The sequence below is a fragment of the Occallatibacter sp. genome, assembly GCF_049510455.1.
Classification (GTDB): domain Bacteria; phylum Acidobacteriota; class Terriglobia; order Terriglobales; family Acidobacteriaceae; genus Telmatobacter.
Window position 1 is genome coordinate 1 of the sequence record NZ_JBEKYX010000061.1, and the last position, 25,336, is coordinate 25,336.

Consider the following 25,336-nt stretch of genomic DNA (forward strand, 5'->3'; position numbering starts at 1 on the left):
TGTCCCTTTTCCCTTTCTTTCCCCATTACCAAAGTCCACCACCCTTTCGTAACCCCACCTCCTTCAGAAACTTTGCATGCAATTAACCCCATTTATGCTTTACTCAGAATTAGCAGAAGAAAGAGCCACGGCCCGAATCCTAAAAAGGATTCGGGCCGTAGCTCTTTCAAGGCAGCCCAGAAATTTTTTTTTCGAGGGTGTCCCCTCAAAAGTAACCGCTCATGATAATCAATTAGTAAACACCATAAATCACCGGTAAATTACACAAAAACAATCACATAGAGCCATAATCTTCCACCCCTCGGAAAACAGCCCGACAGGGAAAACAAAAAGCGAAAGTTGTTCCGGCAAATCCTCAGTCGCTGCCGTCCCAGGCCGCAACATTCGAGCATCTCTCCCGAAGGTATAAAGTTCGTGCGCCCCACCCTCGTAGCGTATTTGTTTTTGCGGCCAGGCTGGGGTCGCTCTACAGCAAGAGGAGAAATGCTCTAGAAATGCTATAAACCCAACCTGTGCATTCATAATCGCGGCAAGCCCGCGCTCAGAAGCTCCTGTCGCCTGAGCCGTTTCCGCCAACGACTTTGGCCCTTCGTCCAGCACATCGAAAACTCGGTTTTTAATTGCGGCTTCAAGAATAAGCGGCGCAGAAAAGCCCCAGGCCATTTGAAGAATGCGCTCCGGCGTCACCGGAGCAGAGTTGGTCTCTGTCATTTTTCTCTATATTGCATATCTAGAAAACGGGGAGCAGCAGTGGAAGCATAACAGGGCAGAATCCACACCTGGCATCAATTTTTACGGAGACTCTCTTAACGTGGATGCAGGCACTCTCGCGCCCTTCAGGCAAGCAGATTCTTCGCTACCTGAACGTAGAGATCCACCGCCTCCAGAATCTCTTTCTTCGCAATGCGCTCATTTGGCGTATGCGCCACATGAATCGATCCGGGCCCCAGCAGCAGAGGCTCGCCCCACTTGGTAAGCCACGGAATATCGGTGGTGAACTTGGCAATCATCGTCGGCAGTCCCTGAATCTCGCGCAGCCGGATAAACGGAATGTCGAGCGTGAAATCCACGTCTGCAAATCCGCTGACGGCTTCCTGAACAGCCTCGCGAACCGGTTCCGACGGCCCCACCAGTCGCGCCAGGATATGCGCCTCGGCCTTGTCCGCAATCACATTCGGCGCGTAGCCGCCGCGGATCTGTCCGATATTGAGCGTCGATGGGCCCACGTCTTCCGTGACCGGCAGTTCAATTTCCAGAATCCTGTCCAGTGCCTGCACCAGCTTGTGAATCGCGCTATCGCCCAGCTCCGGATACGCCGAGTGCGCCATCACGCCGCTTGCCCGCACAGCCACGCGCAGCGCGCCTTTGGATGCCAGCGCCAACCGATTGTCCGTAGGCTCTCCGTTAATCAGAAAGCGGCTACCTTTGGGATGTTCGTTCGCAATCTTAGCGCCCGCGGAGTCGCGTTCTTCACCGCTTACAAACAATAACCCAATCCGAAACCCCAGAGCCCGAAGGGCCTCAGCCGCCGCCGTCTGCGCTGCAATAATCCCTTTGGCATCGCACACGCCGCGCCCATAAAGAAACTCTTCGTCCTCGCGAAAAGGAATGTACGGAGGCACAGTATCGATATGCGTCGAAAAAACCAGGTCTGGCGAGCCATCCGCGGGTCCGGCATACACATTCCACCGCGGCCCATCATTGCCCTCGCCCGCCTGTGGAACAGGCGTCTTCTCCACAGCCCATCCGCGCCCCGCAAGAAATTCAGCCAGAAAATCGCCCGCCGCACCCTCGCAGTACGTAGTCGAATCAATCTCCGCCAGTTCCCGCGTCAATACAAGCGGATCGAGCTTCACAATACTGGGTTTCGTCAGGCTGGGCGCGGTCGGATTCGGCATGGCTCTGCCAGAATACCGCACAGCAGCCATAACCCTCATCACTCGGGCGCATACAATAACGACAGGCATGATCTCATCCGCAAGACGCACTCTGCGTAGCATTCCTCTAGCCGGGCCCAACGGCAGGCTGGAAGCTCTCTTGAATGAAGGCTCGCCCGATGCGCCGTTCGCGGCACTGGTCTCTCATCCGCATCCACCCAGCGGCGGCACCATGCACAACAAAGTTGTGTACCACGCCATGAAAACCATGAATGCGCCTGAGTGGGGCTTCGAGTGGCCTGTGTTGCGCTTCAATTTTCGCGGAACGGGCCTGAGCGAAGGCGCCTATGATGGCAGCGCAGAAGCAGAAGACGTATCCTCCGCGCTCGACTGGCTCAAGAACGAATACCACCGCCCCATCGTGGCCGTAGGCTTCAGCTTTGGCGCAGCCATGACACTCGCTGCCTGCTGCGCGCGCTGCGGTTCCGCCCAGATCCAGACCGGACAAATTCGTGCCATCGCCGCTCTCGGCCTGCCCATCCAGTCCGATCATCGCACCTATGATTATCCTTACCTCCGGGATTGCACGCTGCCCAAGCTCTTCCTCAGCGGCGACCACGACCAATTTGCACCCAGCGAAACTCTCATAGCGGTCACAGAGGCAGCCAGCCAGCCCAGGCGTACTATTTTTGTGAAGGACGCGGATCACTTTTTCACCGGCAAGCTCGAAGCCATACAGCGCGAGCTTGCCGCCTGGCTCAAGGAACTGGAATCATGACGCTCCCCGGCAATCTGGCTCTCAACTCGGCCCTCGAAGACCTGCACACCACCGCGACGCGGATCTTCACCGAATCGCTGGCTTCCTGCAGCATCGAGTCCGCATTCGACCGCCGCCTCCGTTTCGAAGACCAGAAACTTCATCGCCTGATCCCCGACGGCAGCGGACAGGACGTCATCGATCTCGCGGACTACAAACGCATCTTCGTCATCGCCATGGGCAAGGCCGCGGGGTCCATGCTTTCCGTGCTCCTGGACCGCATGAAACGCCGGCAGGGTCTCCGCGGCATCTGTTGCGGCAGCCCGCTGCCGGAAGATCGCAACTGGCGCATCCGCTACTTTGAGGGTGGTCATCCGCTACCCAATGAAGACTCCTTCGCTGGCGCCCGCGCCACGCTTGCCCTGCTCAAAAAGGCCAAAAAGGATACGCTGATCTTCTTCCTCATCTCTGGTGGCAGCTCCGCCATGATGGACCTTCCGCTCGATCCAGAGATCAGCCTTGAAGACACCGTCGCTTTCCATGAAACGCTGCTTGCCTCCGGCGCTCCCATCCAGGAAATCAACACCCTCCGCAAGCATTTTTCCGCCGTCAAAGGCGGGCGGCTTGCCATAGCGGCTCCGGAAGCCTGCAAGGTATCGCTCCTTCTGCCCGATGTCCCGCTACGCTCGCTCGACGCACTCGCCAGCGGGCCCACCACGCCCGATCAAACCACCGTGGATGACGTCCGCGCCATCCTCGACCGGTACAGCATCGCACCCCGCCTGCCTCGCAGCATTCGCGAATTCTTTGAGCGCGAAGACCTTCCCGAATCTCCCGGCAACAAGCCCGTGAAAGCCTCCCTTCTACCTCGCCTCGCCGTCCCCCGGCTTCCCGGCATGTTTCTGCGTCGCCTCACATCCATCGCCGCACTCAAGGACGAGGATGATGCCTTCCGCAAATCCATCTACGAAATTCTGCTCTCCTCACATGATCTGGTCGAAAACGCCCGTACGTTAGCCACAAAGGCCGGCTTCCATGTGGCCGTGGACAATAGCTGCGACGACTGGGACTACGCCGATGCCGCGCGATACCTGCTCGCGCGCTTCCATGAGCTGCGGGCGGACCACCCGCGTCTCTGCCTTATCTCAGCAGGCGAGGTCACCGTCACCATGGACCGCACTCCCGGCGCCGGCGGCCGCAACCAGCACCTCGCCCTGGCCTGCGCGCTGGATCTCGAAAAATATCCTGACGTTTTGCTCACCATCCTCAGCGCCGGAACCGACGGCATCGACGGCAACACCCGCTCCGCCGGAGCCATCGCCGATCCCACCACCGTCGCTCGCGCCCGCGCCTTCGGCTATGATCCCCTCCGCGCCCGCGCCGAGTTCGACGCCTGCCCGCTCTTCACCGCCCTCGGCGACACCGTCGTCACTGGTCCCACCGGCCACAACCTGCGCGATCTGCGCCTCTTCATCGCCGACAGCGCCACCCCGCGAAACTCATCCAGTTAACTCGCCGGCCCGCTGTTGCCTTGTCCCCTGTCCCTTGTCCCTCTGCTACGATGTTTCCGTGCCTCGCAAACGCTCCTCCAGTCGGCCGGCAAAAGCCGCAGACATCCGTACCGTCGCCGCTCTGGCCAAGGTCTCCATCGCCACCGTCTCGCGCACTGTCAACGGCTCGCCCGCTGTCAGTGAGCGGCTCAGCAAGCGTGTCTGGCAGGCCATTGAGCAGCTCAATTACTACCCCAACACCCACGCCCGCTCGCTCGTCTCCGGGCGCAGCCGCCTCTTCGGCATCATCGTTGAAAACATCACCAACCCATTTTTCCCGGAACTGATCCAGAGCTTTGAAGAGGTCGCTGTCGCCAACGGATATGAGATCCTCGTCAGCTCCTCAAACAGCGATCCCGCAGTGCTCACCACCTGCGTCCGCCGCATGATCGAGCGCAAGGTCGAAGGCGTAGCCGTGCTCACCTTCGGCGAAGAGGAAACCGTCCTCGACCAGCTCGATCAGCTCGCGCAGCACAGTATCCCGCTCGTCCTGGCCGAGTTCAAGCTGCACGACGAGAAATCCTCCACCATCCTGCTCGACTACACCACCGGCATTCGCGCCGCAGTCGAACATCTCGCCACGCTCGGCCACAGCAAAATCGGCTTCCTCGCAGGCCCACACACACTGCACTCCGCCATCACGCGGGAAAACGATTTTCGCACCGCAATGAGCGCCCAGGCATTGCCCATCCACTCCGATTGGATCATCGAATGCGACCACACCCTCAAGGGCGGAGTTAGCGGCTTTGAGCGTCTCCAGAAACTCGCCGCGCGCCCCACCGCCATCGTCTGCTCCAATGACATGACAGCTATTGGCGTCCTCCGCGCCGCTTACATGGCGGGTCTGCGCGTGCCGCACGATCTCTCAGTCATCGGCCTCGATGACATCGCATTCGCTGAATACACGCTCCCCCCGCTCACCACCATTCGCATGTCGCGCGTCGATCTTGCCCACGCGGCCTTCGAAGCTCTCCGCCGCCAGGCCGAAAGCGAGCCTGAAGCAAAGACCCAACGTGAGTTTCTGGTATCAACGAGCCTTGTGCTGCGCGGATCTACTGACAAGCCGGCAAACTGACTGCGGAACACAAAAAAACGGCGTGGAAGAAGTTCTTCCGCGCCGTTTTTTGCTTCCCGGTCAATCAGTGGTGGCTGGCGCTTGCCGAAGCGCTGGCAGATGAGCTGCTCGACGACGAGCTGCTCGCGCTGAAGGAACCGCCGCCATGAGAAGCCGACGCGCCGCCGACGCTTGAGGATCCCGCACTTCCACTCGAACCGCCAACATGACCGCCACCCATGCTGCTGGCATGCATACTGTAATTGCCATGCGAATCGACACCCTCGGCGCGGGCCTGTAATTCTCCACTGCGCCCCTCGAAGGACTGCATCACCGTGGAGGTTTTCCCGCCCGTCGTAACCTGGCGCGCAAGCAGGAAGCTCTGGCTTTTGTGGTCAAAAGCAAGCGTAGCGTGGAATTCCTCCGGATGCCGACCGGCAGACGAGAACGCCTGAGCCGTCAGCGCATGCACTTCAGGATGCGGCTCAGCAACCCTTTGCAGGGGCGCATAAACAGGCTTCAGATACTCTTTCGGCGTAGCATCCAGCAGCTTCATCTCCTGCTTGGGATCGTACTCGGCTAGCTGTACCGGATCTCCGTTCTTTCCCTTCACCACAAAAACGCCGTGCTCGCGGTTGAGCGGCAGCTTGCCCGCCTCATCCCTGGGATTCCGTGGAACAAACGCCGTTTTGCCGTTGTACTTGATCCACTTTATCGGCGAGTTATGGTGAACTTTTGTACCCACCACCCATGTGTAGCGGCGATGGTTTCGGTAATGAATCCAGGAGCCCGCGTGGCAGCGAGCCCAATCGTAGGGCTCACCGTATCCAAAGGGAGAGAGGCTCTCCGTTCCGCCGGAATATGCGGCAGTCATCATCATCAGCGCAATCCGGTTAGGCATGCAGGGAAAGAGCCGGTCATACAAGTTAGGTTCAAAAAAACCATCCTGCCCGGAAAAGCTCGCTGCCTGCGCCGTCTGCCCGAAGGGTCTCACAACCGCGGTCCGAACCAGCCGCGGTCCCTGCGTTGCCATCGCCGCCGATTGAGCCCCCATCCGCGCGGACTCATGGTTCGCCCCTTGCCCCGCCTGACCATGAGACGGCTCCGAATCCGGCTCCGCAGCCTCATTCGGCTCCCAGCAAGTGCCATAAGGCTCGCAGGAAAAGAACTTCCCTTTCCCGTTCAGGTCCGCCAGGCCCGGAACCGGAGCGTCAAGTCCAGCTTCTGTCATCACAGCCTTCATGGCTGTGTTGTGGGCGGTTACCCGCTGATCTACCCACTGATCCCATGCAGCAAAGGATTGCGTATCGGCGCCGCCGGGCGCGGAAATGCGTGCGCCTCCGCGGTAGTAGAGCGTAGCCGACCCCGCTTTATCCATCACCGGGCGGGCAGCGTCCGGAAGGCTGACGGCCATATTGGCACGAGCCGCAATAGCATTTCCATCCGCATAGCTGGTAACCCGGAAGTACGAATTATGCAGGCGTGCCGGAGTAATCCGCGCGGTAGGCGTAAACAGAATGAACGTATCGGGGGAGTGCTGAACATTCAGCGTCGCCGTACCCGTAAGAAGGGCGAGATTTGTGTACGGAACCTCATTGGTCGTATGCAGATCGTTGAAGGACAGCGCGGAGTTTTCCGCGAGATAGACCGTGGAGGCATCCTCAAATTCAATTTCAGCGCGACCCTGGCCAGTAACCAGGTTGAAGCCTGTTTCAATCGGAAGGCCGGCCACTGCCGCCTCCCAGTCGGAGCCCGAAGCCTCCTTGCTGGCCTTTCCGCGTGTAATACGAACATCTCCCTCGACATAACTGAGGCGGACCACCTGCGCATAAGTCTGTGCAGACACAGGCTTCTGAGGCGCGGCCGGTTTGGACTGGACTGCTTCGGATGGAACCGCTTGGCCAGAGGCCATGTTCGGGATAACGGTGAGGGAGCCTGACAGCAGGAGAATAAGCAGATGGCTTGTGCGAGCGATGCCCATAAAACCTCCACTGGGCCGTAACTCGGAGCGAAGCAGAATTACCTCGGCGAGAGCGGTCAAAAGAGTTGCGGATTTACGATACGACCCACAGGACTCTGCCGTCAATGACGCAAATCCGCAAGGATAAGTTGCAGAATTATTTTGCAATAGCTGCGAGCGCCTGCCAGGTTACCTCCGAAGTTATACGGAAGTTATCGGGAAATAGCAGTCAGGTTACGCCTATCTCCACGCATCTGCGCCACTTCCTCGTACGTTTCCAGCGCCGCCTCACGCCGGTTCGCATACACGCGCGGCTGGCCAAATATCAACTCCGCCGTAAATCCTGGCCCGCCCAGCGTCCGCCACAGATGTGACATAAATGACTCATCTCCAAACCAGCACAGATCGCTCTCCGGCGCACCACCCGCGCTCTCATATCGAACAGCCGCCGGCGTCACCACCGCACCGGTCGCCGCTGCAGGTTCAAAGAGCGAGGAATGAAACCGCACCACCTGCGCGCCGTCGGAGCTTGTCCCCTCAGGAAACACAAGAATTGGCACCGGATCAGCCAGCCTGCGCGCCATCTCCTGTGCTACTTCTTGCGCGCTCACACGCCGCGTGCGATCGATAAAAATTGTCCCTCCCTGCCGCGCCGCAAATCCAAAATACGGCCACTTGTTCACCTCGGCCTTCGAGACAAAGACGCACGGCAGCGCAGCCGAGTAGATCAAAATGTCCAGGTAGCTTAGATGGTTTGAAACCAGCAGTCCGTTCATCGGCGGCGTGCCCGTAACGCGGAAGCGGATGCCCAGGCTCCTCGTCACCTGCCTGCAGGCAGTCTGCAGCCATCGCGCGCGACGAAGCGGCGTAAACCCCTCGCCGGAGCGCCAGGCAGCCAGCTGCGCCAGAATCAGTTCCACCATGCAAAGCGTTAAAGCCCAGGCCATCGCCACAGCGCGAAGGCACCCGCGAAGACTCACTGAGTCAGCGGGGCCAGGAACCGATTGCGCGCAGCCGAAGACATCAACCGAAGATCGAGCAGCGTAAGGAAGTCGATAGTCCCGAAGGCGCGGTCCCAGGCAGGCGGCGCGGCAATCCGAGCGCCAATCGCCAGGTACGTCTTCAGGAGCTTAGGCACCTTCACCTGCGCCGCGGCATTCGCCTCTCCGTCAGGAAGCGGCTTCTGTGCGTCCGCCTCCGGCTCGACCGGGCAGGCGTACGCGGCCGTCGGATGCGTAGCGAACTCCGGGCTCACCCGGTAGTGCTCCAACTGGCGATACACCTGCCAGCCCTCCGCGGGATCCTTTGAATTCAATGACGAGCAGCCAACCAGGTAACGCAGCCCCATGTCGTTAGCATACTGGGTAATGCCCCGCCACAGCAGTGTCAACACCTCAGGGGTCCGATGATCGCGATCGATGGAGGCCCTGCCAAGCTCCAGAATTTCCGCCCGCAGCGGCTCATACGGCGCAAAATCAAACTCCTGCTCCGAGTAGTAGCCGAAGTTCCGCGCCGCAACCATGCCGCTCTGCATCCGGTAAGTGCCCACAATCCGCTTCGCCGGATTATCCTCCAGCTTGTCTTCCACCAGAAGGTGCTCGCAGCAGAGGTCAAACTCATCCGTATCCAGACCCGTCTGATATGAGCTCTCCAACCCCTCGCCCAGCTCGATATTAAAAACGCGGAAACGCAGCCGGCACACCGCCTCGCGATCCTCCACGCCCTCTGCAAGCCGCAGACGATAGCGGCCTACCTCGGCGCGAACGCGAGCACGAGAAGAAACTGCCGGCGGCTGGGAAGTAAGGCGAGGAAGATAGTAATCGGCTGTGGGGACCGTGGAATGACCTGAATTAACCGGAGATTTTTCGGCTGTATGCGGATTCACGGGAGTAGTATCCTCCTCGTTCTGTAATAGGACGATGAATCAGGCGCAAACGCAGTGCAAATTCTTCTCCAATCCGTAACTGAACAATAATGAAATCGCGTCCTGCCTCATTTTTCTCTCATATTCGATGCGCTTTATGCGCCCCAGGCATACTACGGCGTATAGATCCGCACGTAATCCACCAGCATGTTTCCTGGAAGCACCGTCTTTGAATCCACATTGCCCGGCCAGCTTCCGCCCACAGCCAGGTTCAGAATCACAAACTCCGGACCCATGTCGAAGGGCCACGGCGTAATGCTTCCGTTGCTGTACACAAGATCCGATGTACTGAACGAGGCATAGATATTCGACGGATCATCGATGTAGTACTGAATCTTTCCCTTCGTCCAGATCATGCCGTAGGTATGCCAGTCCGCCGCCGAAAATCCCGCGGGGTGATATTGCTGTGTTCCGTTCCCTTCATGATTGCCGCTGGTGCCACCATGCACTGAGCCGGCAATCCAGTCGTACCCTGGCGGCTTTCCGCCCACATACGGTGGCGGATTGCTGCCGTCGATGTGCTCCATAATGTCCAGTTCGCCGGACGCAGGCCAGTTCACAGTCTTAATATTGTTCCCCAGCGTCCAGAACGCAGGCCACATTCCCTGTGACTCCGGCAGTTGCATTCGCGCCTCAATACGCCCGTACATAAAGCTGAATAACCCAGCCGACTTGAGCCGCGCCGAAGTGTAGGTGGCCGCTCCCGCAGTGGGCTGTCGCGCCTGGATGTGAAGATAACCATCCGAGCTTGCATACGCATTCGGGCTCGCAGTGGAACACGGCGCAATGTTCGAACCCCACGCACAATAGGTTTCCTGCTCGTTGTTGCCGCAGCAATTCGTGCCTGTATCGTAAGTCCACGTCGTCGGATTCGGCTCCGTATACATCGTGTCCGCCGTCCCGTTGAACTCATCGCTCCATACCAGCGTGCCCGACGGAATATTCGGCGCAAACGCCCGCGTAGCAACCGCACTGTTGTTGTAACTGCTCGCCGCGGCCATCGCCTTCACCGTTAGGTTCGATGCCACCAGGAACGGCGCTTCATAAACCTGGGAAGAGGTCGTCGGTGTGCTGCCATCCAGTGTGTAATAAATCGTGGCGCCGCTCGTTGTGCTCGCCAGGGTCGCAATCACTGCGCCATTCTGCGCAGTCGTCGTCGCCACCGTGGGTGCGGCCGCCATCGTCGCCGCCGGAGCGGGAGGCGTCTGCTGTCCGCCGCACCCGCCGCACATGAATACCCCCGCCAAAACAAACAAATGAAACATGAAAAACTCCCTAACGCATCATAGCGTCTCCGGCGTGACTATCCATAGAATCACCGCATCCCGGAAGCTCCGATGTATGGTCTTATTCCTTGCTGATATGCGTCTCGAATGCCTTCTTCAACCGTGGGCTCCCCGTATCTTCCACGGCCTTCGCAATTCTCGCCCGCAGCTCATCGCCCGGCTCTGGCTGCGCCAGCGCCTCAATCGCCGCCTCCGCCTCGCGCGCCTCGCCCTCAATCAGCCTAATCAGAAAATCCACTCCCTCAGGCAATCGCGTCAGCGCGATCGCACTCAGAAGCACGCCCATGAACCATGGATCATGGCACTTTTTATAGCTTTGAAGGAGCGCTTCCAGTGAGACCGGTAAATGCGTTCCCGCCAGCGCAAAAGCCGCCTCTGCTGCGGAATCATCCTCCGGCTCCAGAAAACGCGTCACAAATGAAATCGCATCCTCACGCTCAATCGTCAGCAGCGCCTGAAAGCACACGGCCAGCATCTCTTCCGGCTCTGGACCAGGCACAAGCGCCCGCAGCCGCAGCACTGGCACGGCAGGCTCGCCCAGTGCGGCAAGCGCTCGCACTGCCTCCATGCGCACGCTTTTATCCGCATCCGTCAGCGGCTCCAGTAGCAGCACCAGCAAATCCGGCGTAATCAATCCATCGCACGTCACCAGCGCCAGCGCGCAGTTGCCACGCAGCGTGCCCGCCGTATCGCTGCGCCCGCCCCACACCGGCTCATACTGGTGGAACGTCAACCCGCGCAGAAACACATCCTTGTCTCTGCATCCCAGCTTCGCCAGCGTTCTGCTCAGCGCATTCTTCGCCCAGCACTGCGGATCGCGCTTGACCGCATCCTCAAAAAATCGCTCAAACGCCGCCAGCACATGCGGCATCAGCTCACGCAGCTCATTCTCTTCCGTCAGCCGAGCCGCTTTGCCCACAAGATAGTTGCTGCGATTCCCCAGCATCTTCTTGACGAATGCAATCGAGACCGCATCCAGCTCGCGCCCCTTCAGCGCATCCAACGCCGCCATCTGCTCGTCAAAGCCCTTCGGCAAACCCGCATTGGATTCCGGACGCGCCATCTGAATCTCGTTTCAATAAAATCTAGCCGATCAACCCCGCAGCCACATCCCGCTCCGCCGCAGCAATGCTCTCCGGCTTGCCCATGTCGCGCCAATACGCCCCATCCACGCGATACGCCGCAATCTTCTCGCCAGCCGCAGCCAGCCCCCCCGCGAGTCTCAGATACTCAGGGATAATCGAAAACACTCCATCCTCATTCAGCAAATCAAAGATCCGCGGCGAAATCACATGGATCCCCGCAAACGCCAGCGCCTCTGCATCTGCAACAGGCCAAACCATCTCACGCTCGCCATCCTTTAGCACCCGCCCGCACAGCTCATCATGTTCATCGAACAACAGCGGCCTCGAAGTTTCCCGCGCCTGCACCGCCAGCGTCGCCAGCGCACCCTGCTCCGCATGCAGCCGCGCCATCGCAGCCAGATCAATCTCGCTCAGCACATCCACATTGTGCAGAAAAAAAGGCTCACCCGAATCGCGCAGAAACCAAGCCGCCTTCTTCAACCCGCCGCCCGTATCCAGCAGCACGTCTTCGCGAGAAATCGCAATCCGCATCCCAAAGCCGCCATGCGCCGCAAGATAGCTCTCCACCATCTCCGCAAAGTGGTGCGTGTTCACAATCACGTCTTCCACGCCAAAGCTTTTCAGCCGTGTCAGCGTAATCTCAAGCAGCGTTCGTCCCGCCACTTCCACCAGAGCTTTAGGCCTGTCATTCGTCAGCGGCCTCAGCCGCGTGCCCAGCCCAGCGGCCAGCACCATCGCCCGCTTCGGAACCGTGATAGCTGAAACTGTCACCGCCCCATCTTCTCCAGCTCCACGTGCTTCAACGCCACCTGCACACCAGCCTGCCCCCGCAAATGCTTTGCCAGTTCCTCGGCCAGAAACACGCTCCTGTGCTGCCCACCAGTACATCCAAAGCTCACCATCAGGTTTGAGAATCCGCGCTCGCGATAATTCGTCACTGCCGAATCCACCAGCGCCGCCGCATTCTCAAAAAAACTATGCACTTGTCCCTGAGCGTTCAGGTACTCCTTCACCGGCTCATCCTTGCCCGTCAGCTTCTTGAACCGCTCCTCGCGTCCCGGATTCGGCAAACTCCGCGCATCGAAAATAAACCCGCCGCCATTGCCCGACTCATCCTTCGGCGCATCGCGATGAAAGCTGAAGCTGAACACCCGCACCGTCAGCCCATGAGTCGTGTCGCCAAGCCCTTTCAGCTTCTCTGACTTCGACATTCCCGCCAACGCATCCAGCAGACTCGGCAGCGCAATCGGCAGCTTCACATTCGCCGCAAGCCACTCAAGATTCTTCAGCGCGTACGGCACACTCTGCAGAAAATGCGGCTTGCGCTCATAAAATCCACGGAACCCATACGCGCCCAGCGCCTGCAGAATCCTGACGTACACATACGCATAGTAGTGATGCAGAAACGCCGCGCGGTCCAGCGGAATATAGTTCGCCAGCGCATCCAGATAATCGTTCAGCAGCAACTCACGCGCCGCCGGCGGCAAGTCCGCCTTGCCATCAAAGAGCAGCGAAGCAATGTCATACTGCAGCGCGCCCTTGCGCCCGCCCTGGTAATCCAGAAAGTACGGTTTCCCATTGCGCAGCATGATGTTCCGCGACTGAAAATCTCGATACAGAAAATAATCATGCGGAGCCGTCAGCAGAAAACGCGTCAGCCTGCTGAAATCATCCTCCAGCGCCTGCTCGTTAAACGGAATCCCCGCCAGCCGCAAAAAGTAGTACTTGAAATAATTCAGGTCCCAGTTGATCGATTGCCGGTCAAAGCTCGCCCGCGGATAGCAGGCCTTGTAATTCAAGTCCCCGCCCGCCTCCACCTGGAAGCGCGGCAGCTCCGCCACAGCCTTGCGATACGCATCCATCGCCTCCGGCGCAAGCTCCTCGCCATTGCGATGCGCATTCAGATAATCGAACAGCGTTACATCGCCCAGGTCCTCTTCAATGTATGCGCCGTGCCCAAGATCCTCGGCATAAATCTCCGGAACCGGCAGCCCACGCCGCCGAAAGTGCTTTGAAAACTCCAGAAACGCCTGGTTTTCCTCGCGCACCGGACCCAGCACGCCAATCGCGCTCGTCTCTCCGCCGGTGAGCCGCACAATCACGCGGCCAGATCCGCCAAGTTGTCCCTGCAATGCCCGGACGTGCTCCGGCTGGGTATGAAAATGCTGCTCGAAAAGGCGCTTGAGAACTTCCATGCTTGCTTTTTCCGGGGGAAAAGTCGATTGCTGCTTCCCATGAAGATAGCGGCGCAGCCTTCCACGGCGCAAGGTTTTGCTCCACGTCAGCCACTCGCCTGGAACCCGAATGACAAACCTTCCGCCTGGGCAATTTGACTACTTCGCTATCATGGAGATATGACGTCTCCTGCGCTCACAGGCCCGCAAGCTACGAAATCTAACACAAATCGTGTCGCCACCAGCGCGCAGGATCACCCGCTCATCCAGCTTCTCGCCACCCGCATCGCCATCATCGATGGCGCCATGGGCACCACCATCCGTACCTACAACATGACGGAAGCCCACATCCGCGGCGAGCGCTTCAAAGACGCCCCAAAAGACCTCCTCAACAACGGCGACATCTTCTCGCTCACCCAGCCTGAAATGATCGGCGACATCCACCGCCGCTTCCTCGAGGCCGGCGCGGACATCATCGAGACCAACACCTTCGGCGCAACCTCCATCTCGCAGAGCGAGTTCTTCGTCGATGACCCCCGCGAGCACGGCGGCCGCAAAGACCCAGCCTTCTATCAAAAGATCATCGACGACAAGTTCCTCAACGATCTCGCCTGGGAGATCAACTTCGAGTCCGCGCGCCAGTGCCGCTACTGGGCCGACAAGGTCGCAGCAGAGACAGGCCGCCCGCGCTTCGTCGCCGGAGCCATCGGCCCGCTTACGGTCTCGCTCTCCAACTCGCCCGACGCCGACGACCCCGGCTTCCGCGTTGTCACCTTCGATCAGGTCCGCGACGCGTACAAGCATCAAACCCGCGCGCTCATCGCCGGCGGCGTCGATACCCTGCTCGTCGAAACCATCTTTGATTCGCTCAACGCCAAAGCCGCACTCGTCGCCATCCGCGAGGTCTTCGATGAAGGTGGCCTCAGCGGAACACCGCGTGAACTCCCCATCATGATCTCCGCTGCCGTCGGTCGCGGCGGGGAAACCATGATCTCCGCGCAAACCGTCGAAGCCTTTTGGAACGCAGTCGAGCATGTCCGCCCGCTTTCTGTCGGCCTCAACTGCTCACTCGGCCCGGACCTCATGTATCCGTTCCTCTCCGAGCTATCGCAGAAAGCCCAGGCTGCCGTCTCCTGCTACCCCAACGCCGGCCTGCCCAATCCGCTCTCGCCCACCGGCTTCGATCTCGGTCCGCCCGACATGGGCAAGTATCTCGGCGAGTTCGCGCACGGCGGCCTCATCAACATCGCCGGCGGATGCTGCGGCAACACGCCGGAACACATCGCCGCCATCGCCAAGGCGCTCGAAAACCTGCCTCCGCGTCCGCTGCCGGAAGCCGTGCTCCACCATGCCGCTCTGCAGCCGCAGGTCGAAGCGGTTAAGCCTCTCAGACTCTCCGGCTCGCAGCCCTTCACCCAACAGCCCGGCTCCTACATCATGATCGGCGAGCGCACTAACGTAGCAGGCTCGCCCAAATTCGCCAGGCTCATCAAAGAAGGCAAGTACGAAGAAGCCGTCGCCGTCGCCCGCCAACAGGTTGAGAACGGCGCAAACGTGATTGACATCTGCATGGACGAAGGCATGATCGACGGCGTCGCCGCCATGACGCGCTTCCTGCTCCTCCTGGCTTCGGAGCCTGAAGTCGCCAAAGCCCCCTTCATGGTTGACTCCTCCAAGTGGGAGGTCATTGAAGCCGGCCTGCGCTGCCTCCAGGGCAAAGGCATCGTCAACTCCATCTCGCTCAAAGAGGGCGAAGAAAAATTCCGCGAGCGCGCCGCCACGGTCCTCAAGTTCGGCGCAGCCGTCGTCGTCATGGCATTCGACGAGCAGGGCCAGGCTGCCTCTTTCGAGGAAAAGATCCGCATCTGCAAGCGCGCCTATGACATCCTCGTCAATGAAGTCGGCTTTCCACCCGAGGACATCATCTTCGATCCCAACATTCTCACCGTTGCCACCGGCATGGAGGAGCACAACAACTATGCCGTCGATTTCATCAACGCCACGCGCTGGATCAAGCAGAACCTCCCTCACGCCAAGGTCTCAGGCGGCGTGTCAAATATTTCGTTCAGCTTCCGCGGCAACAACAAGGTCCGCGAAGCCATGCACTCGGCATTCCTCTATCACGCCATCGGCGCCGGCATGGACATGGGCATCGTCAACGCCGGCATGCTTGAGGTCTACGAGGAGATCGAGCCGGAGCTGAAGGTTCTCGTCGAAGATGTCCTCCTCAATCGCCGCCCTGACGCAACAGAGCGTCTCGTCGAACTCGGCGAAAAGCTCAAGGCCGAAGGCGGCAGCGCCGGTGCAGCAGCAGAAAAGAAAGCCGAAGAGTGGCGCAACGGCACAGTCGAAGAGCGTCTCTCGCATGCCCTCGTCAAAGGCATCGACGAGTTCATCAACCAGGACACAGAAGAAGCGCGCGCCAAGCTTGGCCGCCCGCTCGCCGTCATTGAAGGTCCGCTCATGGCCGGCATGTCCGTCGTCGGAGATCTCTTCGGCGCAGGCAAAATGTTCCTTCCGCAGGTCGTCAAATCTGCGCGCGTCATGAAGAAGTCCGTCGCATACCTCACACCCTTCATGGAGGCCGAGAAAGCCTCGCTCGCAGCACAGGGCTACGAGATCAAGACACAAGGCAAGATCGTTCTCGCCACCGTCAAAGGCGACGTGCACGACATCGGCAAGAACATCGTCGGCGTCGTCCTCGCATGCAATAACTACGAAGTCATCGACATGGGCGTCATGGTCCCTGCCGAAAAAATTCTCGAGCGCGCCAGGGAAATCAAGGCCGACATAATCGGCCTCAGCGGCCTCATCACGCCCTCACTCGACGAGATGGTTCACGTCGCTCGCGAGATGGAGCGCACCGGCTTCAAAGTTCCTCTACTCATTGGCGGAGCCACCACCAGCCGCGCGCACACCGCCGTTAAAATCGCGCACCACTACAGCCAGCCCGTCGTACACGTCCTTGACGCCAGCCGCGCCGTACCCGTCACCACCACCCTGCTCAGCGAAGACGGTAAAGCCGCCTTCGTCGAGAAACACAACGCTGATTACGAAGCCCTGCGCAAGGCCCACGCCGCGCCAAAACAGAAGCTCTTTTCCATCACGGAAGCACGCACCCGCCGCACCCCCATCGAGTGGCGCGCCGAAGACATCCCGCAGCCTGAATTCACCGGCGTCCGCGTCCTCGACAACTTCCCTCTCGCCACACTCCGCCAGTACATCGACTGGACGCCTTTCTTCCATACATGGGAGCTGAAAGGCGTCTACCCGCGCATCCTCGATGACCCCAGGCAAGGCGAGGAAGCCCGCAAAATCTTCGCCGACGCCAACAAACTGCTCGACAAATTCATCGCTGAAAATCTCATCACCGCGCGCGCTATCTACGGCTTCTTCCCCGCCAACGCCCTCGGCGATGATATTGAGTTGTACACCGATGAATCGCGAACCGAAGTCCTCTCCATCTTCCGCAATCTCCGCCAGCAAACCGATCACGGCGGCAACGAACCCTGCCGCTCGTTAACTGACTTCATCGCGCCCAAGGAAACCGGCCTCGCCGATCACATCGGCGGCTTCGCCGTCACCAGCGGCTTCGGCCTCAAAGAGCTCGTCGTAAAATACAAATCCGAACACGACGATTACAACGCCATCATGGCTGAAGCCGTAGCAGATCGCTTGGCAGAAGCCTTCGCCGAGTGCCTCCACAAGCGCGTGCGCGACGAGTGGGGCTATGGTCGCGCCGAAAACCTCTCGCCTGAAGACTTCATCCACGAGAACTATCGCGGCATCCGCCCAGCGCCCGGCTACCCCGCCAGCCCGGACCACACGGAAAAAGGCACTCTCTGGAATCTTCTCGATGTCGAAGAAAAAACCGGCATCCTGCTCACGGAATCTTTCGCCATGTGGCCCGGCTCCAGCGTCAGTGGTCTGTACTTCGCACATCCGGAGTCGCGCTACTTCTCGCTCGGCAAAATCGGACGCGACCAGGTAGAAGACTACGCCGCGCGCAAAGGCATGACTCTCTCTGAAACCGAGCGCTGGCTCGGACCAAATCTCAACTACGATCCGTCTTAATCCGCCCAGGTTCTCATGCAGGTTCCCATAGAGCTGCGCGCGGCGCACACAACGCGCCGCCTGAGCGGAGTGTGCCTACTTCGCCGTCAGCGCCGCCACCGGCACCAGCATGTCTTCCTTGCGTTGGATAAGGTTCGTAGCATTCAGCGTGGCCAGCTCAAACCCATGCCCATGCGTAATCGCATCCGTCGGGCAAGCCTCCACGCAGTAGCCGCAGAAGATGCAGCGGTTGTAGTCGATGTTGTAAACCTTCGCATACCGCTCAGACGACGAAATCCGCTTCTCGGCCGTATTCTCGTCCGCTTCGATATAAATGCAGTTCGAAGGGCAAGCCGCGGCGCACAGAAAGCACGCCACGCATTTCTCTAGGCCGTTCTCATCGCGCTGCAGCACATGCGCTCCGCGAAAACGCTGTTCAAATTTCGCGCCGCGCAGCGGCCCCGGCCCATCCGGATAGTTCTCCACCGTCGTCGGCTGCAGCATCTCCCCGAAGGTGATGCTCATGCCCTTGGCAATGGCAGCAATGTTCCGCACGATCGACATGCTCACAGTATACGATGAATGCCGAAGGAGTTCCGTAATGTCTCATTCTGCTTCACGGCTCACTCAGAAAATTACAATCTTCGCCGCGCTGGTCGCTGTCTCCATGTCTGCCTGGTCCCAATCCCAGAACCCGCCCGCTCCCAGTTCCACGCAGGAGATGGGCCCAATGCACCACAGCGACAAACCCGCAGGCCCGGCCAGCCCGCTCAAAATCACCATAGGCGCGCAATCGGCTGAATTCACGCCAGAAAAACTAGCCGCCCTGCCTCACACCACCATCACTGTCTTCAACGGCCACGCTAACGCCAACCAGACCTTCTCCGGCGTCCCGCTCATCGAACTCCTTAAACCACTCGGCGTCACCGATCAGCCAAAGGGAAAAGACTTTCGCCTGTACATTGAAGCCGAAGGCTCCGACGGCTACGTCGTCGTCTACTCCATCGCTGAAATCACGCCTTACATCCACGATGGAACCGTCATCGTAGCTGACACTCTCGCCGGCAAACCCATCGCCGACAACGGCCCCTTCCAGCTGGTCGCCACCGGCGAAAAGCACCCCGCGCGCTGGGTTCGTAATCTCGTCGCCATTCGCGTCCTCCACGCCGAATAACTTAACCGGCGCGCAGCAAAAGCGCCGCAGAAAAAAGCCTGCCGGAATCATTCCCGGCAGGCTCTCGTCTTGATCTGACTTTTTTACTGCGGATGCTTTTCCTCCGGGCGCTGCGGCTTCGGCTGCGGCTTTTCCTGCGGCTTGCGCTCCTGTTGCTGATGTTGCTGCTGGTGTTGTTGTTCAGTCCGCTGTTGCTGATGCATCTGCTCGGTCTTCGGCTGCTGAGCCTGCTTCTGTTGCGCGACTCGCGGCTGCTGTTCCTGGCGACCCTGTTCAGCCTTCTTCTGCTGCTGCACTTGCTTCTGCTGATCAACCTTTTGCTGCTGTTGCTGATGCATCTGTTCCGTCTTCTGCTGCTGGTCTTGGCGCTGCTGCTCCGCGCGTTGCTGCGGAGTCTGCTGCTCGGGTCGCGCCTGTGCAGGCTCTCCGGGGCGCGCTGGTTCACCGGGCCGCTGCTGCGCCTCCGCCGCGCGCTGCCCCGGCGCAGCCACACGCTGCTCGGGCCGCACTGCCGCATAGTGAATCATCGGCGGAGGAGCCACATGCTTATCTGCTTCCAACGGACGGCTCGCCACCGCCATCTCCGGCCGGCCGCGGTTCACTGATACAAAGTTGTTCCGGTTAACCTGTGCATCCCGAACCAACTGCACCTGCGCGGCCATCGGCGGAGTATGCCGCTCATGAAGCGCAACCAACTCCGACGGATGCGGACGGTACGTCACTCCACCCGGCCCGCCGTTGTAGCTCACATTGTTCACCGTTACGTTGCGCACGTTATACGAGTACACATTCCTCACCACGGTCGTGTTGATGTTGTTCACCGTGCGGTTATACGCAAAGTTGTTGCCATTCCAGTAGCCGCCCTGGTAGCCAGATCCCACATACCCAAAGCCATAATTAATGCCGCCGTAATAGCCAATATGGCGCCCCCAGTAGCCGGGATAATATGCATACCTCCCGCTACGATAGCCCCAGTAACTCGGCGTCCACAGCGCGCCCTGGTACGGAGCATTTACCCACGCACCCGGCACCCAGTAATAGCCCGCTGACGTATAGTTCCAGTTGCCCGGCGTCCAGATGTATCCATCGCCCGGGCATGCCGGCTGTTGATACGTCGGCAGCTCCGGAGGCGGCTGCTGCGCGTAAGTTTCTGCCTCCTGCCCATACCCTGTATCCGCGTTGTACTCAGAATCGGGATACGTGCTTGCCACTGTAGTCGCGGTCGGAGCCTGATACGAATCTCCCGCACCGCTTCCCGCACTTGCCGTCATTGCAGTTGGCGCAGCAGCAGGTGCTACCTGCGTAGGCGCAGCTCCTGAGGAGGTCGTACTGGTGTTCGATATTGGGACCACATTCGCATTCGCCGGGTCTTCCGTCGAGCTCGCATCCGCAGTCTGTTGTTGATCCTGAGTTGGATTAGAAGTATTTGCGTTGTCTGGATTCTGGCCGCTCTTGCAACCAGCGATATACAGCGTGAGAGCCACCGAAAGTGGAACGAAAAACACCGGTTTCAAATATAGCTTCATATAATCTACCTTTCCAGGAGTTTGGATGCCCGCGTGATTTTATCTGTTGTATCTGTGCATCGGGCTCGCCATTCTCCAATCATTTAGACACGCCGTAAATGCTTAGTTATGCGCTGGCTTCGCCCCCGGCGGAAACGACTTTCCCTGGTTATTCGCCGGCGGTGTCGTCACCACCCTGCGCTGCGGCTTAGCATCCGGGTGCAACCTCTGCTGGCACATTTCAGACTCCTGTCCGCGCGCCATGCCACCCGCCGGCACCTGCGCGCTGCAAAGCCGATCCTTCATCGCCTCAGCATCCTTTCCGCTCAGCGATTGCGTCCGCTCCAGCCCCCGCTGTGGGTCACGATCGTAGCGAAACACATAATCCTGCGCCGGCTTCTGCGTGCCGAAATCGAAATGACTCCACGCTCCCAGAAACTCGCCACCATCTGTCCCCGGCAGCACCGCATACACTTGCGTCTCCGTCACACCCTGCCCCACCGCCATTGTCCACACCGGCAGCGTCTGTTCGCCTCGCATCCACCGCGCGGCAAAAGTATGCTGCGTCGCGTCGTAGTACAGAGCCGTAAAGTAAGTCGTCGCCGCGCACTCTCTGCAGTCGTCGTACAGCACCGTCAATTCACGCGCCCCACCCGGAGCAAACTGAATCGGCTCCTGCCAGCGCAGATTTACGCCCTTCAGGATGCTCGTCACCATCTTGTTCTTCAGCGACACACTCCAGACGTGAAACGCATCGTTCGCCGGCGAAGCGCCTGAGTCCCCGCGCTCCGTCGTCACCACCAGCGCCGCGTCATACAGCACGCCAATCTCGCGAATCGCAGTCCACTTCTCTCCCTGCAGCGCCCGCGTCACCCACAAAATAACGTCCTGGTCCTTGCTCTCACCTGAGCCATCCGGATGGAAGTCCACCCAGCGAAAGGTGTCGGATTGTGCTCCAAGTTGTCCTCCATCCAGAATCGTGCATAGGAGAGCAAAGAGCGCAATAAGTCGAAACCACTGCATCTTCAGCCAATTTTCCTTAAAAGCTGCTCGACTTTACCGATTGTTTCCTCTCCGCCATAGACACTTTCGCGAACTGCGTCAAAGAGGTCGCTGTAAGCTCGAAATTTCTTGATACGCTCCTGATCGATCTCCCCGTTCGACATTGCAGGCCAGTTATTGGCGAATGAATCCAAAATTGGACGTCCGTCTTTCCACAATTGAAGTGTTATCGCGCGGTTATCCCCGGATACGATCAACCAAATGTGGAAACTATACCCTTCTTCCAGGTCGACCGAAAACTCATCCCGTCCCAAAGGGTTGGCCATGATCCGCCACCAAAGTTTGTGGTCGCGGGTCTTTGTCAAGAGCTCTTGAGCAAGTTGATCGATCCGCTCGTTCATCGCTTTTCCTCCCCATCGATCATTCGGCGAAGCCGTCCTTGGATGGCGCTCAACTCCTGAACGGTATTCAATGTCTCGCTAATCAGGAGCTTCTTAGCTTCTGCATTCAACGGGAATTGACCCGTACCGAGAAAGTCTGCCCATCGTCTGCAACTTGATTCGACATTCCTCAGTCTATCCGCATCCGCCGCGAGAATATCGGCAAACTCCTCCCGATCTCTGGGAATCCGAAACATCAGTTCGCGCAACTGAATTCCCGCTTCAGTATGGCGCTCATACAAAACGGAAATGTTTAACTGTTCAGCGATCCGAACAATTTCTACCATTGCATTCGCAACGTTGCGTTGGTAGACCGAATTCTTCGCGTCAATCGCAGCCTTCTTTGCACCGGTTGCCTGCCAAATCGCGCCGGCTGTCAGCGCCAATCCTGCTACACCAACTCCAGAGTTGGTCCAATCGAATAAGTCATGCATGGCTCGGTCCTTCTTAACTAACAGAATACCGCGAATAATGAGTTGGCTAAATTCCCAGCTTCGCCCACAGCGTATCCACCCGCCTCTTAGTCTCCGCGTCCATCTCAATCATCGCCGGCCACGTCCGCTCAAATCCCTCAGCCTTCCACTTTCGCGTCGCATCAATGCCCATCTTCGATCCATAATTCGGCAGCCGCGAAGCATGATCCAGCGAATCCACCGGCCCCAGCGTGAACTGAACATCGCGCTCTGGATCTATGTTATTCGCCACCCGCAGCGTCACCTCGCCAAGGTCCTGCACATCGCAATCCTCATCCACCACAATCACGCACTTGGTAAACATCGCCTGCCCCAGTGACCAGATCGCGTTCATCACCTTCCGCGCCTGCCCCGGATAACTCTTCCGTATCGAAACAATCATCAGGTTATGAAAGACGGCCTCCACCGGCAAATGGATGTCCACCAGCTCGGGAATCTGCATCTTCATCGCCGGCAGAAAAATCCGCTCCACAGCCTTGCCCATCCACGCATCCTCCATCGGAGGCTTGCCCACAATCGTCGCCGCGTAAATCGGATTTTTCCTGTGCGTAATCGCCGTCAGATGAAAGACCGGATACTCATCCTCCATCGTGTAAAAGCCGGTGTGGTCACCAAACGGACCCTCCGTCCGCATCTCGCCCAGCTCCACATAACCCTCCAGCACAATCTCCGCCTGCGCCGGCACTTCGAGATCGACCGTCTCGCACTTCACAATCTCCAGCGGCTTGCCGCGCAGAAATCCCGCAATCAGAAACTCCTCCACCTCTGGCGGCGCAGGCACAATCGCCGCAAAGGTCGTCGCCGGATCAGTCCCAATCGCAACCGCCACTTCCAATCGCGACCCCTTCAGATTCCCCAGCGCCACCTGCGGCAACCCACCTATCGGTCCATCGGGAATAGTCACAGTCCCGCCAGCACTCTCCGCCATAGCAGCCACACTCGCCGTCCGCACATCGCCGCTCGCGTTCGCCGCCGCAACCGCTCTCAGCGCATTGCGATAGTGCTCCGCCGCCACCTTCTGCCGCTGCCAATGCATCCCCGTAGTCTGCCCGTCATATACCTGCATCCGGTACATGCCCATGTTGCGCTTGCCCGTCTTCGGGTCGCACGTAATCACGCACGGCAGCGTAATAAACCGCCCGCCATCCTGCGGCCAGCACTTCAAAACCGGAAACGCATTCAGATCGAAGCCGTCCTTCAGAATCACTTCCTTGCAAGCCGCATCTTTCGCGCTCACCGTCTTCGGGAATGCATTCGTCAGCTCGCCCAGTTGCGGCAGCATCTTCAGCTTGTCCAGAAAGCCGCCCGTAGGAGGCTTCATGTTGATCAGCCCACTGATGCGCTCGGCAATTTCATCCACCTTATTCACGCCCAGCGCCAACGCCATCCGCCGCTCGCTGCCAAACTGGTTCATCAGCACCGTCTGACCCGGAAAACCCTTCACGCTCTCAAACAGCAGCGCCGGCCCGCCATCCCCATGCTTGCCGCCTTTGCTCTTCGAAACGCGATCCGTAATCTCAGTCATCTCCAGCTCCGGAGAAACCTCTTCTCGAATGCGCTTCAACTCGCCATGCTTCTCCAGCGTCTTAATCCAGTCGCGCAGATCCTCGTATGCCAATGCCATCTCCCTCAGTAACAACCTCCATATTAAAACTCACATCCCACCTCAAACTTGGTACTATTGCAACGCAAATGCTCCGGCGCGATATTTTCGTCTTACGTAACGACCGCTTCACCAATATCACTATCTCTTTGACATTCCTTTAAACTCTCCGCCCGTCCAACAGCAGTTCCGTAAAAGGAGACCGTCATGAGCACCACCCCAAAATCGCCCTCATCTCGTCACGCCGTCCATACAACTCATACTCGCCACGCCGCACAAGACTACCCAATCCGCCCCTACTTCAAGCGCCGCAAAGTCTTCTCTGCCGGCGCGCGCGCAGCCCGCAAGTCCAGCACCACCACCTGGAGCGTCCCTGACCTCACCGCCGCCTATAACTGGCCCACAAACCTCGCCGGCGGCGGCGTCATAGGCATCGTCGAACTCGGCGGCGGCTGGGTCCAGTCCGACATGGACGCCTACTTCCAGTCCATCAATCAACCCACGCCCAGCATCACCGATGTCTCCGTCGACGGCACTACGAATGACCCCAACCAGTCCGTCGGCTCGGCCGATGACCCCGATTACGAAGTCGCCCTCGACATCCAGGTCGCCGGCGCCTCTTATTACGCAGCCACCGGCCAGGCAGCCACCATTCGCATGTACTGGTCGCAGGACATCGCCACAGCCGTGCAAAAGGCTACCTCCGATGGCGTCGATGTCATCACCATCTCCTGGGGAGCGGACGAAGCCTCCTGGGGCACAACCGCCGCGGAAGCAATGGACTCCGCCGCACAAGCCGCCACAACCGCAGGCATCGTCGTCTTTGGCGCCGCCGGCGACAACGACTCCTCAGACGGCGGCTCCTCAGCCGCAAACGTCGATTGCCCTGCCTCCTGCCCGCACGTCATCGGCTGCGGCGGAACTACCAAAACCCAGACCAGCGAGATCGTCTGGAACGACAACCCGGGCCAGACCAATGGCGAAGGCACCGGCGGCGGCTACTCCACCATCTTCCCCGTGCAGTCCTGGCAGATCAACGCACCGCTTGCACCCAGCGGCACGCAATACGGCACCGGCCGCATGGTCCCAGACATCTCAGCCAACGCCGACCCCAACACCGGCTATCAGATGTACGTCCACGGCGCATCCACCGTCGTCGGCGGCACCTCAGCCGTAGCCCCGCTCTACGCCGGTCTCTTCGCATCCTTCGGAACCAAGCTCGGCCTGAGTGCCACCGGCGCCACGCAGGGATTCGTCACCCCTATCCTCTGGGCAAACCAGTCAGCCTTTACTGACATCACCCAGGGTTCAAACGGCTACTACGACGCAGCGGTAGGCCCAGACCCCTGCAGCGGCATCGGCGTCCCCATCGGCACCGCCATCGCCGCATTGTTCCCCTCAACCCAGTCGTAAGAATCG

General features: G+C 59.2%; 21 protein-coding genes. 6 read left to right on the forward strand and 15 right to left on the reverse strand.

What is annotated here, in order from left to right:
- Positions 1-249: 249 nt before the first annotated feature.
- The gene (locus tag ABSG47_RS12720; RefSeq protein WP_424170065.1) at positions 250-711 is read right to left on the reverse strand and encodes a methyltransferase family protein; all 462 of its coding nucleotides are present in this window, start codon (positions 709-711) and stop codon (positions 250-252) included.
- A 125-nt stretch (positions 712-836) separates the two neighbouring features.
- Positions 837-1,898, reverse strand: a complete 1,062-nt coding sequence (locus ABSG47_RS12725; protein ID WP_424170066.1) for a M20/M25/M40 family metallo-hydrolase — start codon at positions 1,896-1,898, stop codon at positions 837-839.
- Between ABSG47_RS12725 and ABSG47_RS12730 the strand changes: the two genes are divergently transcribed.
- The 3 genes from ABSG47_RS12730 to ABSG47_RS12740 are packed head-to-tail and all read left to right on the forward strand — an operon-like array spanning position 1,897 to position 5,259.
- Complete coding sequence (locus ABSG47_RS12730) at positions 1,897-2,655, forward strand: alpha/beta hydrolase (RefSeq protein ID WP_424170067.1); 759 nt, start codon at positions 1,897-1,899, stop codon at positions 2,653-2,655. The genes ABSG47_RS12725 and ABSG47_RS12730 overlap by 2 nt on opposite strands.
- Positions 2,652-4,145, forward strand: coding sequence for a glycerate kinase type-2 family protein (locus ABSG47_RS12735; protein ID WP_424170068.1), 1,494 nt, complete (start codon positions 2,652-2,654; stop codon positions 4,143-4,145). Before ABSG47_RS12730 ends, ABSG47_RS12735 begins: the two co-directional genes overlap by 4 nt.
- A gap of 58 nt (positions 4,146-4,203) precedes the next feature.
- Positions 4,204-5,259 (forward strand): LacI family DNA-binding transcriptional regulator, encoded by a 1,056-nt coding sequence (locus ABSG47_RS12740; protein ID WP_424170069.1) that lies wholly within the window; start codon positions 4,204-4,206, stop codon positions 5,257-5,259.
- A gap of 64 nt (positions 5,260-5,323) precedes the next feature.
- Here ABSG47_RS12740 and ABSG47_RS12745 read toward each other — a convergent pair whose 3' ends face one another.
- From ABSG47_RS12745 to ABSG47_RS12775, 7 genes are all read right to left on the reverse strand, one after another.
- Positions 5,324-7,219 (reverse strand): FecR domain-containing protein, encoded by a 1,896-nt coding sequence (locus ABSG47_RS12745; RefSeq protein ID WP_424170070.1) that lies wholly within the window; start codon positions 7,217-7,219, stop codon positions 5,324-5,326.
- 191 nt (positions 7,220-7,410) lie between these two features.
- The gene (locus ABSG47_RS12750) at positions 7,411-8,145 is read right to left on the reverse strand and encodes a lysophospholipid acyltransferase family protein (protein ID WP_424170071.1); all 735 of its coding nucleotides are present in this window, start codon (positions 8,143-8,145) and stop codon (positions 7,411-7,413) included.
- 29 nt (positions 8,146-8,174) lie between these two features.
- Positions 8,175-9,083 (reverse strand): GNAT family N-acetyltransferase, encoded by a 909-nt coding sequence (locus tag ABSG47_RS12755; RefSeq protein WP_424170072.1) that lies wholly within the window; start codon positions 9,081-9,083, stop codon positions 8,175-8,177.
- A 152-nt stretch (positions 9,084-9,235) separates the two neighbouring features.
- On the reverse strand, positions 9,236-10,387 hold the full coding sequence (locus ABSG47_RS12760; protein ID WP_424170073.1) for an FN3 associated domain-containing protein: 1,152 nt from the start codon (positions 10,385-10,387) through the stop codon (positions 9,236-9,238).
- 82 nt (positions 10,388-10,469) lie between these two features.
- On the reverse strand, positions 10,470-11,471 hold the full coding sequence (locus ABSG47_RS12765) for a hypothetical protein (RefSeq protein WP_424170074.1): 1,002 nt from the start codon (positions 11,469-11,471) through the stop codon (positions 10,470-10,472).
- Positions 11,472-11,493: 22 nt separating this feature from the next.
- The gene (locus tag ABSG47_RS12770) at positions 11,494-12,264 is read right to left on the reverse strand and encodes a nucleotidyltransferase family protein (protein ID WP_424170075.1); all 771 of its coding nucleotides are present in this window, start codon (positions 12,262-12,264) and stop codon (positions 11,494-11,496) included.
- On the reverse strand, positions 12,261-13,688 hold the full coding sequence (locus ABSG47_RS12775; RefSeq protein ID WP_424170076.1) for a RapZ C-terminal domain-containing protein: 1,428 nt from the start codon (positions 13,686-13,688) through the stop codon (positions 12,261-12,263). The genes ABSG47_RS12770 and ABSG47_RS12775 overlap by 4 nt, the downstream gene beginning before the upstream one ends.
- Positions 13,689-13,847: 159 nt before the next feature.
- On the opposite strand from ABSG47_RS12775, the gene metH reads away from it, so the two are divergent.
- Positions 13,848-17,741 (forward strand): methionine synthase, encoded by a 3,894-nt coding sequence (gene metH / locus ABSG47_RS12780; RefSeq protein WP_424170077.1) that lies wholly within the window; start codon positions 13,848-13,850, stop codon positions 17,739-17,741.
- A gap of 75 nt (positions 17,742-17,816) precedes the next feature.
- Here the strand turns inward: metH and ABSG47_RS12785 are convergent, their stop codons facing one another.
- Positions 17,817-18,284 (reverse strand): NuoI/complex I 23 kDa subunit family protein, encoded by a 468-nt coding sequence (locus ABSG47_RS12785; RefSeq protein ID WP_424170078.1) that lies wholly within the window; start codon positions 18,282-18,284, stop codon positions 17,817-17,819.
- Positions 18,285-18,321: 37 nt separating this feature from the next.
- Here ABSG47_RS12785 and ABSG47_RS12790 point away from each other — a divergent pair, with 37 nt between their 5' ends.
- Positions 18,322-18,894, forward strand: coding sequence for a hypothetical protein (locus ABSG47_RS12790; RefSeq protein ID WP_424170079.1), 573 nt, complete (start codon positions 18,322-18,324; stop codon positions 18,892-18,894).
- 83 nt (positions 18,895-18,977) lie between these two features.
- Here the strand turns inward: ABSG47_RS12790 and ABSG47_RS12795 are convergent, their stop codons facing one another.
- From ABSG47_RS12795 to ABSG47_RS12815, 5 genes are all read right to left on the reverse strand, one after another.
- Positions 18,978-20,420 carry a YXWGXW repeat-containing protein gene (locus tag ABSG47_RS12795; RefSeq protein ID WP_424170080.1) on the reverse strand — a complete coding sequence of 481 codons (1,443 nt, stop codon included), beginning with the start codon at positions 20,418-20,420 and terminating at the stop codon, positions 18,978-18,980.
- A 102-nt stretch (positions 20,421-20,522) separates the two neighbouring features.
- A complete protein-coding gene (locus tag ABSG47_RS12800; RefSeq protein ID WP_424170081.1) occupies positions 20,523-21,422 on the reverse strand; it encodes a hypothetical protein in 900 nt (299 codons plus the stop codon).
- 2 nt (positions 21,423-21,424) lie between these two features.
- Entirely contained in the window at positions 21,425-21,802 is a 378-nt protein-coding gene (locus ABSG47_RS12805; protein ID WP_424170082.1) for a hypothetical protein, read from the reverse strand.
- Positions 21,799-22,275: a hypothetical protein gene (locus ABSG47_RS12810; protein WP_424170083.1), complete on the reverse strand. Its 477-nt coding sequence runs from the start codon at positions 22,273-22,275 to the stop codon at positions 21,799-21,801. The genes ABSG47_RS12805 and ABSG47_RS12810 overlap by 4 nt, the downstream gene beginning before the upstream one ends.
- Before the next feature lie 46 nt (positions 22,276-22,321).
- On the reverse strand, positions 22,322-23,932 hold the full coding sequence (locus tag ABSG47_RS12815; RefSeq protein ID WP_424170090.1) for a UbiD family decarboxylase: 1,611 nt from the start codon (positions 23,930-23,932) through the stop codon (positions 22,322-22,324).
- 192 nt (positions 23,933-24,124) lie between these two features.
- Here ABSG47_RS12815 and ABSG47_RS12820 point away from each other — a divergent pair, with 192 nt between their 5' ends.
- Positions 24,125-25,330, forward strand: coding sequence for a S53 family peptidase (locus ABSG47_RS12820; protein ID WP_424170084.1), 1,206 nt, complete (start codon positions 24,125-24,127; stop codon positions 25,328-25,330).
- Positions 25,331-25,336: the final 6 nt, after the last annotated feature.

Excerpts from the sequence above, each read along its gene's own strand:
- ABSG47_RS12790 (WP_424170079.1), top strand. The coding sequence starts at position 18,322 with ATGTCTCATTCTGCTTCACGGCTCACTCAGAAAATTACAATCTTCGCC.
- ABSG47_RS12795 (WP_424170080.1), bottom strand. The coding sequence starts at position 20,420 with ATGAAGCTATATTTGAAACCGGTGTTTTTCGTTCCACTTTCGGTGGCT.
- ABSG47_RS12765 (WP_424170074.1), bottom strand. The coding sequence starts at position 11,471 with ATGGCGCGTCCGGAATCCAATGCGGGTTTGCCGAAGGGCTTTGACGAG.
- ABSG47_RS12805 (WP_424170082.1), bottom strand. The coding sequence starts at position 21,802 with ATGAACGAGCGGATCGATCAACTTGCTCAAGAGCTCTTGACAAAGACC.
- ABSG47_RS12735 (WP_424170068.1), top strand. The coding sequence starts at position 2,652 with ATGACGCTCCCCGGCAATCTGGCTCTCAACTCGGCCCTCGAAGACCTG.
- ABSG47_RS12785 (WP_424170078.1), bottom strand. The coding sequence starts at position 18,284 with ATGTCGATCGTGCGGAACATTGCTGCCATTGCCAAGGGCATGAGCATC.
- ABSG47_RS12760 (WP_424170073.1), bottom strand. The coding sequence starts at position 10,387 with ATGTTTCATTTGTTTGTTTTGGCGGGGGTATTCATGTGCGGCGGGTGC.
- ABSG47_RS12750 (WP_424170071.1), bottom strand. The coding sequence starts at position 8,145 with ATGGCCTGGGCTTTAACGCTTTGCATGGTGGAACTGATTCTGGCGCAG.
- ABSG47_RS12800 (WP_424170081.1), bottom strand. The coding sequence starts at position 21,422 with ATGCAGTGGTTTCGACTTATTGCGCTCTTTGCTCTCCTATGCACGATT.
- ABSG47_RS12725 (WP_424170066.1), bottom strand. The coding sequence starts at position 1,898 with ATGCCGAATCCGACCGCGCCCAGCCTGACGAAACCCAGTATTGTGAAG.
- ABSG47_RS12810 (WP_424170083.1), bottom strand. The coding sequence starts at position 22,275 with ATGCATGACTTATTCGATTGGACCAACTCTGGAGTTGGTGTAGCAGGA.
- ABSG47_RS12820 (WP_424170084.1), top strand. The coding sequence starts at position 24,125 with ATGAGCACCACCCCAAAATCGCCCTCATCTCGTCACGCCGTCCATACA.
- metH (WP_424170077.1), top strand. The coding sequence starts at position 13,848 with ATGACGTCTCCTGCGCTCACAGGCCCGCAAGCTACGAAATCTAACACA.
- ABSG47_RS12730 (WP_424170067.1), top strand. The coding sequence starts at position 1,897 with ATGGCTCTGCCAGAATACCGCACAGCAGCCATAACCCTCATCACTCGG.
- ABSG47_RS12720 (WP_424170065.1), bottom strand. The coding sequence starts at position 711 with ATGACAGAGACCAACTCTGCTCCGGTGACGCCGGAGCGCATTCTTCAA.
- ABSG47_RS12745 (WP_424170070.1), bottom strand. The coding sequence starts at position 7,219 with ATGGGCATCGCTCGCACAAGCCATCTGCTTATTCTCCTGCTGTCAGGC.
- ABSG47_RS12775 (WP_424170076.1), bottom strand. The coding sequence starts at position 13,688 with ATGGAAGTTCTCAAGCGCCTTTTCGAGCAGCATTTTCATACCCAGCCG.